Raw genomic sequence first — 15,945 nt, 5'->3', positions numbered from 1 at the left:
TGTCTATACACTACAAATATAAATGATATAGTGGTTATAGTTATTAATTTTCTTATTATTAAATCGTATTAGCAACTCGGCGGAGTTTGCTCTCAAACGATGATCTGATGGCGCAAATCTGGATGGCTAACATGAAATTACAGCAGCTTCGCTATATTGTTGAGGTGGTTAATCACAACCTTAATGTTTCCTCAACAGCAGAAGGACTTTACACCTCCCAGCCGGGCATCAGTAAACAAGTTCGTATGCTGGAAGATGAGCTTGGTATCCAGATTTTTGCCCGCAGCGGAAAACATCTCACGCAGGTCACTCCGGCGGGGCAGGAAATTATTCGCATTGCGCGTGAGGTGTTGTCAAAGGTTGATGCAATTAAGTCGGTAGCCGGCGAGCATACATGGCCAGATAAAGGCTCGCTGTATATTGCCACCACGCATACTCAGGCACGCTACGCGCTGCCAAATGTCATCAAAGGATTTATCGAGCGTTATCCACGGGTGTCGTTGCATATGCATCAGGGATCGCCAACACAAATCGCGGAAGCGGTTTCCAAAGGCAATGCGGATTTCGCCATCGCCACTGAGGCGCTGCATCTGTACGACGATCTGGTCATGTTACCGTGTTATCACTGGAACCGTTCTATTGTTGTGACCCCGGAGCATCCGCTGGCGGCGAAATCATCGGTCTCGATTGAAGAGCTGGCGCAATATCCGCTGGTGACTTACACCTTTGGGTTTACCGGACGTTCTGAGCTGGACACCGCGTTTAATCGCGCCGGTTTAACGCCGCGTATTGTCTTTACCGCAACGGATGCGGACGTTATCAAAACCTACGTCAGGCTGGGGCTGGGGGTTGGTGTGATTGCCAGTATGGCGGTAGACCCTATTGCCGATCCTGACCTTGTTCGTGTTGACGCGCATGATATTTTCAGCCATAGCACCACCAAAATCGGTTTTCGTCGCAGCACATTCTTGCGTAGTTATATGTATGATTTTATTCAGCGTTTCGCGCCGCATTTGACACGTGATGTGGTGGATACCGCAGTGGCATTACGTTCTAATGAAGAGATCGAAGCCATGTTTAACGATATTAAACTGCCTGAGAAGTAATGACGAAAGTGCTGTGTTGGGTATCTCCTGCGAGTGGGAGATACCAAAATAATGTCGAATATATCGACCTGAAATTTTAATCAGCGATCCAAAAAAGAGTAACCGCATAATATTCAAGGTAATCAGGTTGTAAAGTAGTTATAAATTCCCCACCTCGCAAACTTCACCCTTCAAATATTTATTTGGTGTCAAAAGATTGATTTATTCCCTGAAAACGATTCGTAAATTCGCTGGATTTCTGACTAAAGTTTCTTTAGGATTTGTCTCATCTGATGATTAGTTGCATCAATCGTTTGATGCTAAAATAATAAGTGATACCGATTGTATGAGGTTAGCAATGCCGTCTGGAAACCAGGAACAACGCCGAGACCCTGAGCTGAAACGCAAAGCCTGGCGAGTGGTTTTTGTTGGCTCCGCACTGTTCTGGGTTGCGGTTGCGCTGTTGATCTGGAAAGTATGGGGATAAATGATGGTCAGCCAGGAGCAGCAGTCAGACTTGTTAAAACAACGTCCGCATTGTGATGACGAGAATGAAACGACAACGGGATGCGTGACGCATATTCCAGAGTCATGGAAACTGACGCAACAGCAGCAGGCATTTATTGATTCATTTACGGATGATGAGCAGCAGAAAGAATAATCGATAAAATTCATATTCTCCCTTTTTACTTCAGGCTATTAATACCCTGAACCATCATTATTTCTACACCACAGCAATAAGCACCTTCTATCAGAATCAGTCGTTGCCTGGTTAAGTTGCTTCAGCCGCCTGATGAACAGCGCTGAACTTTGCTGTTGCCGTCCACGTAGCTGACTTTTCCCGTACCGCTACCAGATAGCTTTTTCATTCTGACCGGGCAGAATTTTTATCGTGCGTTTATGGCTTGCTTTTTATATCAGGCGTCGTTTGTCACGGGAAATTGATACTATAATCGGCATCGCTTAGCCTGGGCTGAGTTCCCTTTAAGTGTTCCACTCTTCCTCGTAGCTATTTAGGACCATCAAAAAACGGTTGTACGGAATACAGAATGCCATGCGTCATCGTGCCTGAACTGATAATATTGAAGCGCTGGAGAGCAAAATTAGGCGACTGAGAATAAAAGCCAGGGGATATCGAAATGTTTTCATCCCCAAAATAAAAGGATTTTTTTCATATGGTAAATTTAAAAAATTGTCTCGCCACTCTGACACTTTGTCCTTTCCTCTCCCTAGCCGTATGGGACGATTCTCAAGCACCGATACGGTTAGTTATCCACGGAAGTGCAGGAACGATCACTCCCGAACAGGAAAAACACTATAACGAAACGTTAACTGAAACTCTGAATGCCGGATATGCTGTTTTGAAAAGTGGCAGACCCCGTCTGAAGGGGGTTGTCGATACCCAAACTGCCCTTGTAAATATGTGAGGCGTTAATGCTTAAGAAAATTTTATTTGTGTGTCCTTTTTTAATTTTAATTATATTAGTTGCGCAGAGTGAATTTAAAGAACCGGCTGGGTCAACCGCTACTTCACACTATAAAGTCGTGACGTGGGGAGATGCTGAAAGTGGCGGTAATAGCTCGGCAGTACAGAGTCAGCTGACCAATGTTCAGTCAGTTGTTAGTACCAATACTGCTTTTGCTGCCCTACGAACAGATGGAACTGTTGTTACATGGGGGGAAGATAGCAATGGTGGTGATAGCTCGGCTGTACAGAACCAGCTTAGCAATGTCCAGACAATTGTTGGCACTCGTAGAGCTTTTGCTGCCTTGAAAGGGGACGGTACCGTCGTGACGTGGGGATCTCTTGATAGCACAGTCATTCAGGATCAACTCATCAATGTCCGGGCTATTTATACCAGGCCCCATGCTTTTGCGGCCCTGAAAAAAGATGATTCTGTGGTGACATGGGGAGTGGATAGCCTCGGTGAGGCTTTTTCGTCAATTCAAAAACAGCTTACTAACATCCAGACTCTTATTGGTAATGAAGGAGCATTTGCAGCTTTCAAGGGAGACGGGGCCGTTGTGACATGGGGATCAGCAGATCATGGTGGTGACAGTTCGGTTGTACAGAGTCAGCTTACCAATGTTCAGGCTATATCCAGTACAGGCTCGGCGTTTGCAGCCCTGAGAAATGATGGCTCAGTGGTTACGTGGGGGGATAGCTACCAGGGAGGGGATAGTTCGAACGTACAGAATCAACTCACCAATGTTCGGGCCATATCCGCTACAGGCTCGGCGTTTGCGGCCCTGAAAAAGGATGGCTCTGTGGTCACATGGGGGGGCTATGATGAAGATCATTCGGCTGTACAGGGGCAACTCACAAATGTCCGGACTATTTTTAGCAACTACTCGGCATTTGCCGCCCTGAAAGAGGATGGTTCAGTCGTGACATGGGGGGATAACAACCAGGGGGGCGATATTTGTCTTTTCGTGCAGTGTCCGGTAAGTCATGTCCAGTCTATATTCAGTACCGGCTCAGCGTTTGCGGCCCTGAAAAAGGATGGCTCAGTGGTCACGTGGGGAAGCATGAAATCTGGTGGCTATAGCCCGGAAGTCCAGGACCGACTTGTCAACGTACAAACCATTTTTAGCACCGATGCTGCCTTTGCTGCTCTAAAGCAGGATGGCACCGTTGTGACATGGGGAAAGGCCGAATGGGGAGGGGACAGTTCGGGTGTGCAGGAACAGTTATCCAGTGTTCAGGCTATTGCCAGCAACCCATTTGCCTTTGCTGCTTTAGTGGCTGTGTCGCATTAATGAGCGGTCAGGTAGCATACTTTTTTTGATGTTACCTGCCCATACCACTGTTCCGAAAAGCCTTAAAACGCCTGCTTTATCGCGTAGTGTGATCGTTGGTCTCGGGGTCTGACGCTCAGTGGAACGAAAACTCACGTTAAGTGGTTTAGACACAGAGAAAGCTAAATATCCTCAACGCACCAGCTTCAAAATTCGCCCTGGCGTGTGTGGTTGTTACTGGCGTACGGAGACTATCAGCCCCCTGGATGGAGGGGGCCTGGCAGGCTTTTACAGAGAAGAACATTGTTATGGGTAAAAAAGCCATATGATGGCTGAGATTATTATAACGAGTAGAATAACATACCGGATCGACTGTATATTCACGCGCTTATTGTTATGCATGCCTGCCGATGTATGTTGTTTCTTTTGCATAATGCCTCCTTAAATGAGGGCAGTACTGATCACAAAATAAAACACTAAAAGGCTTGCCATTTATTAGTATCAGTTCTGCGTTTCATTTATTTACATTTAATGCTGTTAGAAGGCGTGATAATCCAATTATCCACAAACTTCAGTATCTTCCGAAGGGCGTATTCGAATACGCGACCGCCCAATCTAAAATCATTTTGGTTGCTTCGGCTACTCACATCTAAAAACAAAGCGTGGTGTAGGAAATCAGCAGAATTGAAAATTTGAAGGAGGCAAAGGTAGTAACACTCATGCAGTAGTGGCTGCCTATACCTGATGATTTGGCTGAACGGAAATCTATTGCCACGAAAGGCAGATAAATAAAATTGGATTGACTAATTGGCTGATAATTAAACGACAAAGAGCAAAATTCTTTCCTAAGATTAAACAATGCGATCCGCGCCAGCAAGGGCGCGAAGAAAAATCCCATATTAGGGAAATGAGATTTAACTCATTGATTTTTTTATAAATTCACCAAGGGATTCGCAAACCCTGTCATTAAGGAGGAGCTATGTCGTCAACCCTACGAGAGGCCAGTAAGGACACGTTGCAGGTCAAAGATAAAACCTTGTATTACTACAGCCTGCCGCTGGCAGCCAAATCTGTGGGTGATATCACCCGCTTACCCAAATCATTAAAAGTTCTGCTCGAAAACCTCCTGCGCTGGCAGGATGGAGACTCGGTCACGGAAGACGATATCCGGGCGCTGGCGGGCTGGCTGAAAAACGCCCATGCCGACCGTGAAATTGCCTATCGCCCGGCCCGTGTTCTAATGCAGGATTTTACCGGTGTGCCGGCGGTGGTCGATCTTGCCGCAATGCGCGAGGCGGTAAAACGTCTGGGGGGCGATACCGCCAAAGTCAATCCGTTATCTCCCGTTGACCTGGTGATTGACCATTCGGTCACAGTCGATCATTTTGGCGATGAGGGCGCGTTTGAAGAAAACGTCCGTCTGGAGATGGAGCGTAACCACGAACGTTATGTCTTTTTGCGCTGGGGGCAACAGGCGTTTAGCCGCTTCAGCGTAGTCCCTCCAGGAACCGGAATTTGCCATCAGGTTAACCTGGAGTATCTGGGTAAAGCGGTCTGGAGCGAGTTACAGGATGGCGAGTGGGTGGCTTATCCGGATACGCTGGTAGGAACGGATTCGCACACCACCATGATAAATGGGCTGGGGGTATTAGGTTGGGGTGTCGGGGGGATCGAAGCGGAAGCGGCGATGCTGGGCCAACCCGTGTCGATGCTGATCCCAGATGTAGTGGGATTCAAACTGACCGGTAAATTGCAGGAAGGCATTACCGCCACTGACCTGGTGCTGACGGTCACGCAAATGTTGCGTAAGCATGGTGTGGTGGGAAAATTCGTCGAGTTCTACGGCGATGGGCTGGATTCGCTACCGCTGGCCGATCGGGCAACTATCGCCAATATGTCCCCTGAATATGGGGCAACGTGCGGTTTCTTCCCGATTGATGCCGTCACACTGGATTATATGAAGTTAAGCGGACGTAGCGACGAACAGGTCGCGCTGGTGGAAGCCTATGCGAAAGCGCAAGGCATGTGGCGTAACGCAGGCGATGAGCCGGTGTTCACCAGTTCGCTGGAGCTAGACATGGGCGACGTTGAAGCGAGCCTGGCGGGCCCTAAGCGCCCGCAGGATCGGGTGGCGTTGGGCGATGTACCGAAAGCCTTTGCCGCCAGCAGCGAACTGGAACTGAACACGGCGCAGAAAGACCGACAGCCTGTTGAATATGTCCTGAACGGTCATCAATACCAGTTACCGGATGGCGCGGTGGTGATTTCGGCCATCACCTCCTGTACCAATACCTCAAACCCCAGCGTATTGATGGCGGCAGGGTTACTGGCGAAAAAAGCGGTAACCCTGGGACTGAAACGCCAGCCCTGGGTGAAAGCTTCGCTGGCGCCCGGTTCAAAAGTGGTCTCTGACTATCTGGCACAGGCAAAGCTGACGCCGTATCTCGACGAGCTTGGATTCAACCTGGTGGGGTACGGCTGCACCACCTGTATCGGTAACTCCGGCCCATTGCCCGATCCTATCGAAACCGCCATCAAAAAAGGGGATTTGACCGTGGGAGCGGTGCTTTCTGGCAACCGCAACTTTGAGGGCCGAATCCATCCGCTCGTGAAAACCAACTGGCTGGCGTCGCCGCCGCTGGTGGTGGCCTATGCACTGGCCGGGAATATGAACATCAATCTGGCGAAAGATCCGCTGGGTCATGACAAGAAAGGCGATCCGGTCTATCTGAAAGATATCTGGCCGTCGGCACAAGAGATCGCCCGCGCCGTTGCGCAGGTTTCAACGGAAATGTTCCGCAAAGAGTATGCGGAAGTCTTTGAAGGCACTTCGGAATGGAAAGCGATTGAGATTGATCGCTCAGACACCTATGGCTGGCAGGATGATTCGACCTATATTCGTCTGTCGCCATTCTTTGATGAGATGCAGGCTCAACCCGATCCGGTTGACGATATTCATGGGGCGCGAATTCTCGCCATGCTGGGCGATTCTGTCACCACAGACCACATTTCGCCCGCCGGGAGCATCAAGCCGGATAGCCCGGCAGGCCGCTATTTGCAAGGGCGTGGCGTAGAGCGTAAAGACTTTAACTCGTATGGTTCTCGACGCGGCAACCATGAAGTGATGATGCGTGGCACATTTGCCAATATTCGTATTCGTAACGAAATGGTGCCGGGGGTCGAAGGCGGAATGACGCGCCACTTGCCGGACTCTGAGGTTGTGGCGATCTACGATGCGGCGATGCAGTATCAGCAGGAGAAAACGCCGCTGGCGATTATCGCCGGGAAGGAATACGGCTCAGGATCAAGTCGTGACTGGGCGGCGAAAGGGCCACGGTTACTGGGGATCCGCGTGGTGATTGCAGAGTCTTTCGAGCGTATCCACCGTTCGAACCTGATTGGGATGGGGATTTTGCCGCTGGAGTTCCCCCAGGGGGTGAGCCGTAAAACACTTGGGTTAACCGGTGAAGAGATCATTGATATTGTGGATCTGCAAAAACTGAAGCCAGGTGCGACGATCCCGGTCACCCTGACCCGGGTTGATGGCAGTAAAGAGGTGGTCTCTTGTCGATGCCGCATTGATACGGCGACCGAGCTAACGTATTACCAAAATGACGGCATTCTGCACTACGTGATTCGTAATATGCTGCACTAAACGTTCAAAAAAGCCTGCGTGAGCAGGCTTTTTTACAGGGCCGGAAGGGGCTTTATTGACTGGCTTGCTTATTTATTCAGTAAATGGCCCATTTTGGCGGCTTTGGTATCCAGATAGTGCGCATTTTTCGGGTTACGTCCGACAATCAGCGGAACGCGCTCAACAATATTGATTCCTGCTTCTGTCAGAATTTCGACTTTCTTCGGATTGTTGGTGAGCAGGCGAACTTCATCCACGCCCAGCAGCTTGAACATATCTGCGCAGAGGGTAAAGTCACGCTCATCGGCGGCAAAACCTAATTGGTGGTTGGCTTCAACCGTGTCATAACCTTGATCCTGCAACGCATACGCGCGAATTTTATTGAGCAAACCAATATTACGGCCTTCCTGACGGTGATACAGCAGGATACCGCGACCTTCTTCCGCAATGTGCGAAAGTGCGGCTTCGAGCTGAAATCCGCAATCACAGCGCAGGCTGAACAACGCGTCGCCCGTTAAACATTCAGAATGGACACGCGCCAGGACCGGCGTTTTTCCGGAAGTATCGCCATAGACCAGCGCGACGTGATCGTGTCCGGTTGCCAGTTCTTCAAATCCCACCATCAGGAAATCGCCCCATGGGGTTGGCAGTTTGGCTTCTGCCACGCGTTTAAGCTGCATGTAATTCTCCAGATTATGCTGGCACCTGACGTGCCGTCGCCTGTTGGCTTCTGTATTCGTCTATTTTGCCATAAGCCGACGGACTTCACCTAATGACTGTCGTACGTTCGAATTTGGAATGGCACAAATTTGTCAATTTTCCCGACCTGCACCATTTTCGGTTATGATTGCGAGGCTTATCAAAAGGGAGAGTTTATGCTTTCAATTGCCAAACGTACCGCTGTCGGTGCCGCGTTGTTACTTGTCATGCCTGTTTCCGTGTGGGTATCGGGCTGGACCTGGCAACCGGGACACCCTGTCTGGTGGTTAAAAGCCTTATACTGGGTAACGGAAACCGTCACTCAGCCCTGGGGGATTATCACCCATGTGATTCTGTGCGTTTGGTTTCTTTGGTGTTTACGTTTTCGCCTGACTGCGGCCATTATGTTATTTGCGATCCTCGCGGCGGCGATTATGCTGGGGCAGGGGATAAAATCCTGGGTCAAAGAACGTGTACAGGAACCCCGTCCGTTTGTCATTTGGCTGGAAAAAACACACCATATTCCTGTTGATGAGTTCTACACTTTAAAGCGTAAGGAACGTGGTAACTTAGTGAAAGAACAGCTGTCCGGACAGCATGATATTCCAGGCTTTTTACGCAAACACTGGCAAAAAGAGACGGGTTTCGCATTTCCTTCCGGACACACGATGTTTGCGGCCAGTTGGGCATTGCTGGCAGTAGGGCTGTTATGGCCACGCAGACGAACCCTGACGATTGCGGTGTTATTGGTTTGGGCGACAGGTGTGATGGGGAGCCGTATGTTGTTGGGGATGCATTGGCCTCGCGATTTAGTGGTGGCGACCGTGATATCCTGGCTTCTGGTCACGCTGGCGACCTGGTTGGCGCAACGGCTGTGCGGGCCTTTAACGCCGCCGGTGGAAGAGGTTCGTGAGATTGCAGAACGTGAACAAGAAGACTGATCGTGATTGATTTTCCGTAATTTGCCCTTAAATCATTCGTTGGCAGGGCGCTTTCCCATTTCGCACTCGTCGTGAAAATGGTAATTTAACAGGATGAATGCGGTAAGTTGAACATGATTTATTCGCTCAAACCACATAACGGGAAGTAATGTGAAATATTTACTCATTTTCTTACTGGTGTTGGCGATTTTTGTTATTTCGGTAACATTGGGTGCGCAAAACGATCAACAGGTGACATTTAACTACCTGCTGGCTCAGGGCGAGTATCGTATCTCTACCTTGCTTGCCGTCCTGTTTGCCGCAGGTTTTGCCATTGGTTGGCTGATTTGCGGTCTGTTCTGGCTGCGGGTTCGCGTTTCTCTGACGCGCGCAGAACGTAAAATTAAACGACTGGAAAACCAGCTTGCGCCTGCGACCGACGTTGCGGTAACTACCGACTCGTCGGTTGTGAAGGAATAATCATTTATGTTGGAGTTGTTGTTTCTGCTTTTACCTGTAGCGGCAGCGTATGGCTGGTATATGGGTCGCAGAAGTGCGCAACAAACAAAACAGGATGAAGCTAACCGCTTGTCTCGCGATTATGTCGCTGGGGTTAACTTCCTCCTGAGCAACCAACAGGACAAAGCGGTGGATCTGTTCCTCGACATGTTAAAAGAGGATACCGGCACCGTTGAGGCTCATCTCACCCTCGGAAACCTGTTTCGCTCACGTGGCGAAGTCGACAGGGCCATCCGCATTCACCAAACTTTGATGGAAAGCGCATCGCTGACCTATGAACAGCGCCTGCTGGCGATTCAGCAGTTGGGGCGCGATTACATGGCGGCGGGATTGTATGATCGCGCAGAAGACATGTTCACCCAACTGATTGATGAGACAGACTTTCGTATCAGCGCGCTACAGCAACTGCTGCAAATCTACCAGGCGACCAGCGACTGGCAAAAAGCGATCGACGTGGCAGAGCGGTTGGTGAAACTCGGCAAGGATAAACAGCGTATTGAGATTGCCCATTTCTATTGCGAGTTAGCGCTGCAACAGATGGGCAGTGACGATATGGATCGCGCCATGGCGTTGTTAAAGAAAGGTGCTGCGGCAGATAAAAATAGCGCCAGAGTTTCGATCATGATGGGGCGGGTCTACATGGCAAATGGTGACTACGCCAAAGCCGTTGAATGCCTGCAGCGGGTTATCTCTCAGGATAAAGAACTGGTCAGCGAAACGCTGGAGATGCTGCAAACTTGCTATCAACAACTTGGTAAGAATGACGAATGGGCTGAGTTTTTACGTCGGGCAGTTGAAGAGAACACCGGCGCGGCTGCGGAATTAATGCTGGCTGATATTCTGGAAGGGCGTGAAGGCAATGATGTCGCTCAGGTCTATATCACCCGTCAGCTGCAGCGTCATCCCACAATGCGCGTATTCCACAAACTGATGGATTACCACCTTAATGAAGCAGAAGAAGGGCGTGCCAAAGAGAGTCTGATGGTGCTGCGCGATATGGTTGGCGAACAGGTACGCAGTAAACCTCGTTATCGCTGCCAGAAATGTGGTTTCACGGCTTATACGATGTACTGGCACTGTCCATCGTGCCGTGCGTGGTCGACTATCAAGCCTATTCGCGGTCTTGACGGTCAGTAGTTTTAAAAAAAATCTCATTTTAGTTACAACATCCTTATTGTTTTTTATCTCGCAACATTTGGCAAACGTGCAACGAAGTCTGGCAGGAACGCAAACGAGCCTGTTAATTTAGGCCTCCCGCGGGTAGAATGCACGCCGTTTACCTATTTCGCGCCACACCCGGCGCCCATCATAAGAAGGTCTGGTCATGACGTTTACTGCTTCATCTTCTTCTCGCGCTGCTACTGATTCTCCTGTCGTTGTTGCCCTGGATTATAATAATCGTGATAAAGCGCTGGCTTTCGTCGACAAAATCGATCCCCGCGATTGCCGTCTGAAAGTGGGCAAGGAGATGTTTACGCTCTTTGGGCCGCAACTCGTTCGCGATTTACAACAGCGCGGGTTTGATATCTTTCTCGACCTGAAATTTCACGATATTCCTAATACCACCGCCCATGCGGTTGCCGCCGCAGCAGAACTTGGCGTGTGGATGGTCAATGTGCATGCTTCGGGTGGGGCGCGGATGATGACCGCCGCACGTGAGGCATTAACATCCTTTGGTAAAGACGCGCCACTGCTGATTGCGGTGACGGTACTGACCAGCATGGAAGCGAGCGACTTACTTGATCTCGGTGTGACGTTGTCACCTGCGGAGCATGCAGAACGGCTGGCACGTTTAACGCAAAACTGTGGTCTGGATGGCGTGGTCTGTTCAGCGCAAGAAGCTGTGCGCTTTAAGCAGGCGTTTGGTGCAGCGTTTAAACTGGTGACGCCGGGTATCCGTCCTCAGGGGAGCGACGCAGGCGATCAACGTCGTATTATGACTCCTGAACAGGCGATGTCTGCGGGCGTGGATTATATGGTGATTGGTCGTCCGGTAACGCAGTCAGAAGACCCTGCGCAAACCCTGAAAGCCATCAACGCGTCTCTGAAACGAGGAGCATAATGAACGATTCCAACAGTCGTCTGGTGTACTCAACAGACTCTGGCCGTATTCATGAGCTAGAGGTTGCGCCTGAGCGTCCTAAAGGTGACGGCATTGTCCGTATTCAGCGTCAGACCAGCGGGCGTAAAGGTAAAGGGGTTTGCCTGATTACCGGCCTTGATATGGATGATGCTGAACTGACAAAACTGGCCGCGGAACTGAAGAAAAAATGTGGTTGTGGCGGAGCGGTGAAAGAGGGCGTCATTGAAATTCAGGGTGATAAGCGCGACCTGATTAAATCGTTGCTGGAAGCCAAAGGCATGAAAGTTAAATTGGCAGGCGGCTAACAAAAAAGCCACGGTATTTTCCGTGGCTTCAAATGCAGCAGTAAATATTATTTTCAGTCGAACCAGAACAAAAATATCGTATTTTTATATCAAGCAGCTCAACCGTAAATTAAATTATTTACCTACCTGGTGGCCGATAATACCACCCACAGCAGCACCGCCCAGCGTACCCAGCGCGCTGCCGTCAGTTAAGACCGCGCCGCCGACTGCACCAGCGCCTGCACCAATTGCCGTGCTGCGGTCTTGTTTAGACCAGTTAGAACATGCGCTCAGAGACATCGCAAGGGTAATAGCCAAAACAGCGGCAGTCATTTTTTTGCTCGTTGCAAACATAATACTTTCTCCTGAATTAATGATTCACGGAAGCAAGTCTCTTTAACTATAGCTAAGATAGAGGCCAACAAAGAAGCATTCCGTAAAACCGAGTTGCGCAGGTGTAGCCTATTATCACGCAGGTGATAGTCACTTCCTGTTATATCGCTAACATTAATTTTACGACTTTAATTCGTTTACTAAAGGTAAATAGTCTTAATTGGCTGATCGGAAAAGTCTCAGAGCGGGGAGATGATTTGCCGCCCGGCAAATCATCTGAAAAGCGGTCAGTCCTGGGATTCAATAATGTTCACCGTCAACCCGGCGAGCTCCAGTTTCTGTTGGTCGTCAGCGCTGATTTTTGAATCAGTAATCACACGGTTGAAGTTGGCTAATGGGCCGAGCGTATACGGGTGTACGGTGCCAAATTTAGAGCTGTCGGTCAGCACAATGGCCTCTGCCCCTTTTTCCAGAACCGCATTGACCACATCAGAACGCATCATATCCCGTCCGGTAAATCCGGTTTCAGGTTGCCAGCCGTCAATCCCGATGAAAGCCTTACTGAAATGAACCTGCTGGATGAACTGTCGGGTTAAGGGACCGACCATACTTTCACTTTTTTTCTGATAGATCCCGCCCAGCAGAATCACCTCGCAGGGCGTTTCCTTCAGCAAGTGCGCAATGTAGCTACTGACAGTAATAATCGTCACGTCTTTTTGTTCAGCCAGTGTTCTCGCCAGAAGTGCATTACTGCTGCCGTTTTCAATAAATACCGATTCACCCGGGTTGACCAGAGACGCGGCAAACTCAGCAAGCTGATGCTTGAGGGTATAGTTAGTCATCATGCGCGTTTCAACATCTTCACTGTCCAGTGAAACGGCAAAACCATGAGCGCGGCGCAGATAGCTCTGTTTCTCGAGCGTGTTGAGATCCTGTCGAATCGTCACTTCAGAAACACCGGTGATTTTCGCCAGCTCAGCCACACTCATGCGGCCTTTATCAATCACCATTTGTAAAATAGATTGTTGTCGGGAATTCATAGCTTTAATTTTTATAATGGTATCCATACCGTGGAGTAAAAGAGTGCAGCGTATTCTGAGTCAGCTCATGTCCGACGTCAGATGGAGCCCTGTATTGTTAGATCTCCCAAGGGGATCTGGGGTGTTTTGACGACGATGCCACATCGTCTTTCACCTGGCTTAATAACTCTGCCTTCAGTATTTCAAGGTTATGGATGGCAGAGTGGTAATCGCCTGCGACAAGGATATCCAGCACGGTATCAATTCGCTCAGCGACACGTTGTGCGTCGATATCAGACATGGTTGTCATCCTTACGTCAGAATGTGTTTGATTTTAATGATGCAGAAAAACATCGCAAAAGAGAAGGGAAAAATAGGATAACTCGCAACCCGCGAGAGATATCATATCTTCTGTCATTACAGACAGATAGGTTTGCGGTGAAATGGCCTTGATTCTGTAGGGTTAACGTCCTCTTTCACGCCAACGCTAGCGCATTTTTTTGTTCAGATAACGTTTATACCAGCGTTCAAACGCGGCGGCAGGCATCGGTTTGGCAAACAGAAAACCTTGCCGTTCATTGATGCCATTTTTGGTCAGGAAAGCATCTTCCTTTGTGCTTTCCACTCCTTCAGCAATCACTTGCAGATTCAGTGCCTGCGCCACTGCAACGATGGCACGGACAAGGGATTGCGAGATGGACTGCTTATGTATGTCTTTGACGAAGGTATGATCAAGTTTAATGGCGTCAATCGGGAACCGGGCAAGCTGCGACAGGGAGGAATAGCCAGTCCCAAAATCATCCAGGTGTATTTGCGCGCCCAGTTGGCTAAATTGTTGGATGACAGATAACGCAAGTTCTTCATTTTCAATCAAACAGCTTTCCGTCAATTCGACATCAATGGGGCAATACTCAAAGTTAAGCTCATTAAGAACCTGCTTCAGGTCAGTAAAAATTGTTTGATCGGCGAGCTGGCGGGCAGAAATATTGACCGCGACACGCAGATGAATCCCTTTATCACGCCATGCGGCAACCTGCCTGACGACCTCGAGGATAACCCAGCGCCCCAGCGGAACAATCAGGCCTGACTCTTCAGCATACGAGATAAATTCACGAGGAGGGATCAGCCCACGCTCGGGAGATTGCCAGCGCACCAGTGCTTCCAGGCTGCGAACTTCGCCGCGCCAGGTTAGCTTGGGTTGGTAGTGAATCAAAAGCTGATCGCTTTCGAGGGCTTTACGCAGATGGGTATCCAGCCACAAATATTCAAATACCCGCTGGTTCATTTCGGGTGAGAAAACGCAAAACTGACCGCGTCCACCCTCTTTAGCGGTATACATTGCGGTATCGGCGTTGCGAATAATGCTCTCGCTGTCGTGACCGTGTTGCGGGGCCATCGCAATGCCGATAGAGCATCCGGTATACACTTCGATAAGGCCAATACGGAAGGGCTGACGTAAACGCGTTAAAATGCGGGAAGAGACGGCCTCAAGCGACCCCTGAGAGGTATGGGTGGCAAGAATGATAAATTCGTCACCCCCCAGGCGGGCCAGAAGCTGATTCTCTTCCAGACAACTGAGAATCGCCAGCGACACGGCCTGCAACAATTGATCGCCAAACATATGCCCGTAGGCGTCGTTCACCTTTTTGAAATTATCCAGATCGAGATAAACAATACCGACCTGACTTTCCCCTGCGCTATCAATGGCATCATTGATCAGTTCATGAATGGCATTGCGATTGGGGAGCCCGGTAATCGTGTCGGTATTGGCTAACACCCGCAGGCGTTCCTGGGCACGACGCTCTTCGGTAATGTCGGTCCCTGAACAGATCAGATAGATTTCGTTTTTTCCACTACCGCTATGAACAAACTTATTGCGAAACAGAAACAGGCGCTGGCCTTTCCGGGTCTTTACCCAACGTTCGATTTCGTAAGAGTTACCATTACGGAAAAAGCCGTCAATGTTACGCCGTGAGGCGGCGGCTTCGCGGCGACTCATAAATAACTTAAAAACGCTTTGCCCGATAACTTCGTGTTCTTTCAGGCCGGTATACTCTTCGCAGAGACGGTTGAAGCGCTGAATATTGCCCCGGCTATCCAGGATCACAATGGCGGAATTGGCTTCGGAAACGACCTGTTCGGCAAAGGAGAGTCCTTTCACCAAATCACGGGCGACGGAAGGCGTATCGTGCCAGGCGGATGCACTGCCTGCCCATTCACGTTTATTGATTTTTCGCCCCACCAAATGCACTGACACATCACTATCTTCGATGGGTAGTGTCATCATCAGGCTGGAGGTGATCACGGTCATTTCCCGAATGCGGTTTGCCTGTTCAGGCGTGAGTTCGACAGCCTGATCCGACTGTGCAACTTCGTTGACCGATAAATGCAGGATGTTGCAATCTTCCGATAAGTGCCAGTAAGGGGAGTGTGTCCCCAGGTAGCTAAACAAGGTTACTGGTTCCTGAATGTTTTTCATCTCGCATACCGTCCCGTTTAAAGCACTACAGCCTTCAGGATAAAGCTTAGCCATGAATCCTGTATGAAGAACTATGGCAGAACATCTTGTTTTATTTATATTTTAATTTGTAATCCAGATTTAGAAAAATGCATACTCATCACAGAGAAAT

General features: G+C 49.4%; 15 protein-coding genes and 1 pseudogene. 11 read left to right on the top strand and 5 right to left on the bottom strand.

The annotated features are described in order from the left end of the window. Positions 1 to 131: 131 nt before the first annotated feature. From cysB to acnA, 6 genes and pseudogenes are all read left to right on the top strand, one after another. The gene (cysB, locus tag NNO04_RS21040; RefSeq protein ID WP_162383542.1) at positions 132 to 1,106 is read left to right on the top strand and encodes an HTH-type transcriptional regulator CysB; all 975 of its coding nucleotides are present in this window, start codon (positions 132 to 134) and stop codon (positions 1,104 to 1,106) included. Between the two features lie 325 nt (positions 1,107 to 1,431). Then, a complete protein-coding gene (locus NNO04_RS21035) occupies positions 1,432 to 1,572 on the top strand; it encodes a YmiA family putative membrane protein (protein ID WP_271446308.1) in 141 nt (46 codons plus the stop codon). Then, positions 1,573 to 1,746, top strand: a complete 174-nt coding sequence (locus NNO04_RS21030) for a hypothetical protein (protein WP_442870760.1) — start codon at positions 1,573 to 1,575, stop codon at positions 1,744 to 1,746. A gap of 354 nt (positions 1,747 to 2,100) precedes the next feature. Next, positions 2,101 to 2,268 (top strand): annotated as a pseudogene (locus tag NNO04_RS21025) (transposase); the annotation flags it as partial. 251 nt (positions 2,269 to 2,519) lie between these two features. Then, positions 2,520 to 3,845, top strand: a complete 1,326-nt coding sequence (locus NNO04_RS21015; RefSeq protein ID WP_271446306.1) for a hypothetical protein — start codon at positions 2,520 to 2,522, stop codon at positions 3,843 to 3,845. A gap of 958 nt (positions 3,846 to 4,803) precedes the next feature. Next, positions 4,804 to 7,479, top strand: coding sequence for an aconitate hydratase AcnA (acnA, locus tag NNO04_RS21010; protein ID WP_271446305.1), 2,676 nt, complete (start codon positions 4,804 to 4,806; stop codon positions 7,477 to 7,479). 68 nt (positions 7,480 to 7,547) lie between these two features. On the opposite strand, the gene ribA is transcribed toward acnA, so the two are convergent. Next, positions 7,548 to 8,138, bottom strand: coding sequence for a GTP cyclohydrolase II (gene ribA, locus NNO04_RS21005; RefSeq protein WP_193568849.1), 591 nt, complete (start codon positions 8,136 to 8,138; stop codon positions 7,548 to 7,550). A gap of 195 nt (positions 8,139 to 8,333) precedes the next feature. Between ribA and pgpB the strand changes: the two genes are divergently transcribed. From pgpB to yciH, 5 genes are all read left to right on the top strand, one after another. Further along, positions 8,334 to 9,098 (top strand): phosphatidylglycerophosphatase B, encoded by a 765-nt coding sequence (gene pgpB / locus NNO04_RS21000; RefSeq protein ID WP_271446304.1) that lies wholly within the window; start codon positions 8,334 to 8,336, stop codon positions 9,096 to 9,098. Positions 9,099 to 9,248: 150 nt separating this feature from the next. Further along, on the top strand, positions 9,249 to 9,557 hold the full coding sequence (locus NNO04_RS20995; protein WP_162383537.1) for a LapA family protein: 309 nt from the start codon (positions 9,249 to 9,251) through the stop codon (positions 9,555 to 9,557). Between the two features lie 6 nt (positions 9,558 to 9,563). Beyond that, entirely contained in the window at positions 9,564 to 10,733 is a 1,170-nt protein-coding gene (gene lapB, locus NNO04_RS20990; RefSeq protein WP_271446303.1) for a lipopolysaccharide assembly protein LapB, read from the top strand. 187 nt (positions 10,734 to 10,920) lie between these two features. Then, on the top strand, positions 10,921 to 11,658 hold the full coding sequence (gene pyrF, locus NNO04_RS20985; RefSeq protein ID WP_271446302.1) for an orotidine-5'-phosphate decarboxylase: 738 nt from the start codon (positions 10,921 to 10,923) through the stop codon (positions 11,656 to 11,658). Further along, positions 11,658 to 11,984 carry a stress response translation initiation inhibitor YciH gene (gene yciH / locus NNO04_RS20980; protein WP_271446301.1) on the top strand — a complete coding sequence of 109 codons (327 nt, stop codon included), beginning with the start codon at positions 11,658 to 11,660 and terminating at the stop codon, positions 11,982 to 11,984. The genes pyrF and yciH overlap by 1 nt, the downstream gene beginning before the upstream one ends. A 114-nt stretch (positions 11,985 to 12,098) precedes the next feature. Here yciH and osmB read toward each other — a convergent pair whose 3' ends face one another. The 4 genes from osmB to pdeR form a co-directional block, all read right to left on the bottom strand. Further along, positions 12,099 to 12,317, bottom strand: coding sequence for an osmotically-inducible lipoprotein OsmB (gene osmB, locus NNO04_RS20975; protein ID WP_162383533.1), 219 nt, complete (start codon positions 12,315 to 12,317; stop codon positions 12,099 to 12,101). Positions 12,318 to 12,583: 266 nt separating this feature from the next. Beyond that, entirely contained in the window at positions 12,584 to 13,336 is a 753-nt protein-coding gene (gene yciT, locus NNO04_RS20970; RefSeq protein ID WP_271446300.1) for a DNA-binding transcriptional regulator YciT, read from the bottom strand. 97 nt (positions 13,337 to 13,433) lie between these two features. After that, positions 13,434 to 13,616, bottom strand: coding sequence for a YciZ family protein (locus tag NNO04_RS20965; RefSeq protein ID WP_271446299.1), 183 nt, complete (start codon positions 13,614 to 13,616; stop codon positions 13,434 to 13,436). 186 nt (positions 13,617 to 13,802) lie between these two features. Beyond that, positions 13,803 to 15,794: a cyclic di-GMP phosphodiesterase gene (pdeR, locus tag NNO04_RS20960; protein ID WP_271446298.1), complete on the bottom strand. Its 1,992-nt coding sequence runs from the start codon at positions 15,792 to 15,794 to the stop codon at positions 13,803 to 13,805. Positions 15,795 to 15,945 lie beyond the last annotated feature (151 nt).

The organism is Citrobacter sp. Awk 4 (genome assembly GCF_028069725.1).
In the GTDB taxonomy this organism is placed as follows: Bacteria; Pseudomonadota; Gammaproteobacteria; order Enterobacterales; family Enterobacteriaceae; genus Citrobacter_D.
This window is presented reverse-complemented; position numbering and strand designations above follow the sequence as displayed.

What these genes read in the sequence shown, in the direction of transcription:
- cysB (WP_162383542.1), top strand. Translation starts at nt 132, where the DNA reads ATGAAATTACAGCAGCTTCGCTATATTGTTGAGGTGGTTAATCACAAC.
- NNO04_RS21035 (WP_271446308.1), top strand. Translation starts at nt 1,432, where the DNA reads ATGAGGTTAGCAATGCCGTCTGGAAACCAGGAACAACGCCGAGACCCT.
- NNO04_RS21030 (WP_442870760.1), top strand. Translation starts at nt 1,573, where the DNA reads ATGATGGTCAGCCAGGAGCAGCAGTCAGACTTGTTAAAACAACGTCCG.
- NNO04_RS21015 (WP_271446306.1), top strand. Translation starts at nt 2,520, where the DNA reads ATGCTTAAGAAAATTTTATTTGTGTGTCCTTTTTTAATTTTAATTATA.
- acnA (WP_271446305.1), top strand. Translation starts at nt 4,804, where the DNA reads ATGTCGTCAACCCTACGAGAGGCCAGTAAGGACACGTTGCAGGTCAAA.
- ribA (WP_193568849.1), bottom strand. Translation starts at nt 8,138, where the DNA reads ATGCAGCTTAAACGCGTGGCAGAAGCCAAACTGCCAACCCCATGGGGC.
- pgpB (WP_271446304.1), top strand. Translation starts at nt 8,334, where the DNA reads ATGCTTTCAATTGCCAAACGTACCGCTGTCGGTGCCGCGTTGTTACTT.
- lapB (WP_271446303.1), top strand. Translation starts at nt 9,564, where the DNA reads ATGTTGGAGTTGTTGTTTCTGCTTTTACCTGTAGCGGCAGCGTATGGC.
- pyrF (WP_271446302.1), top strand. Translation starts at nt 10,921, where the DNA reads ATGACGTTTACTGCTTCATCTTCTTCTCGCGCTGCTACTGATTCTCCT.
- yciH (WP_271446301.1), top strand. Translation starts at nt 11,658, where the DNA reads ATGAACGATTCCAACAGTCGTCTGGTGTACTCAACAGACTCTGGCCGT.
- osmB (WP_162383533.1), bottom strand. Translation starts at nt 12,317, where the DNA reads ATGTTTGCAACGAGCAAAAAAATGACTGCCGCTGTTTTGGCTATTACC.
- yciT (WP_271446300.1), bottom strand. Translation starts at nt 13,336, where the DNA reads ATGAATTCCCGACAACAATCTATTTTACAAATGGTGATTGATAAAGGC.
- NNO04_RS20965 (WP_271446299.1), bottom strand. Translation starts at nt 13,616, where the DNA reads ATGTCTGATATCGACGCACAACGTGTCGCTGAGCGAATTGATACCGTG.
- pdeR (WP_271446298.1), bottom strand. Translation starts at nt 15,794, where the DNA reads ATGAAAAACATTCAGGAACCAGTAACCTTGTTTAGCTACCTGGGGACA.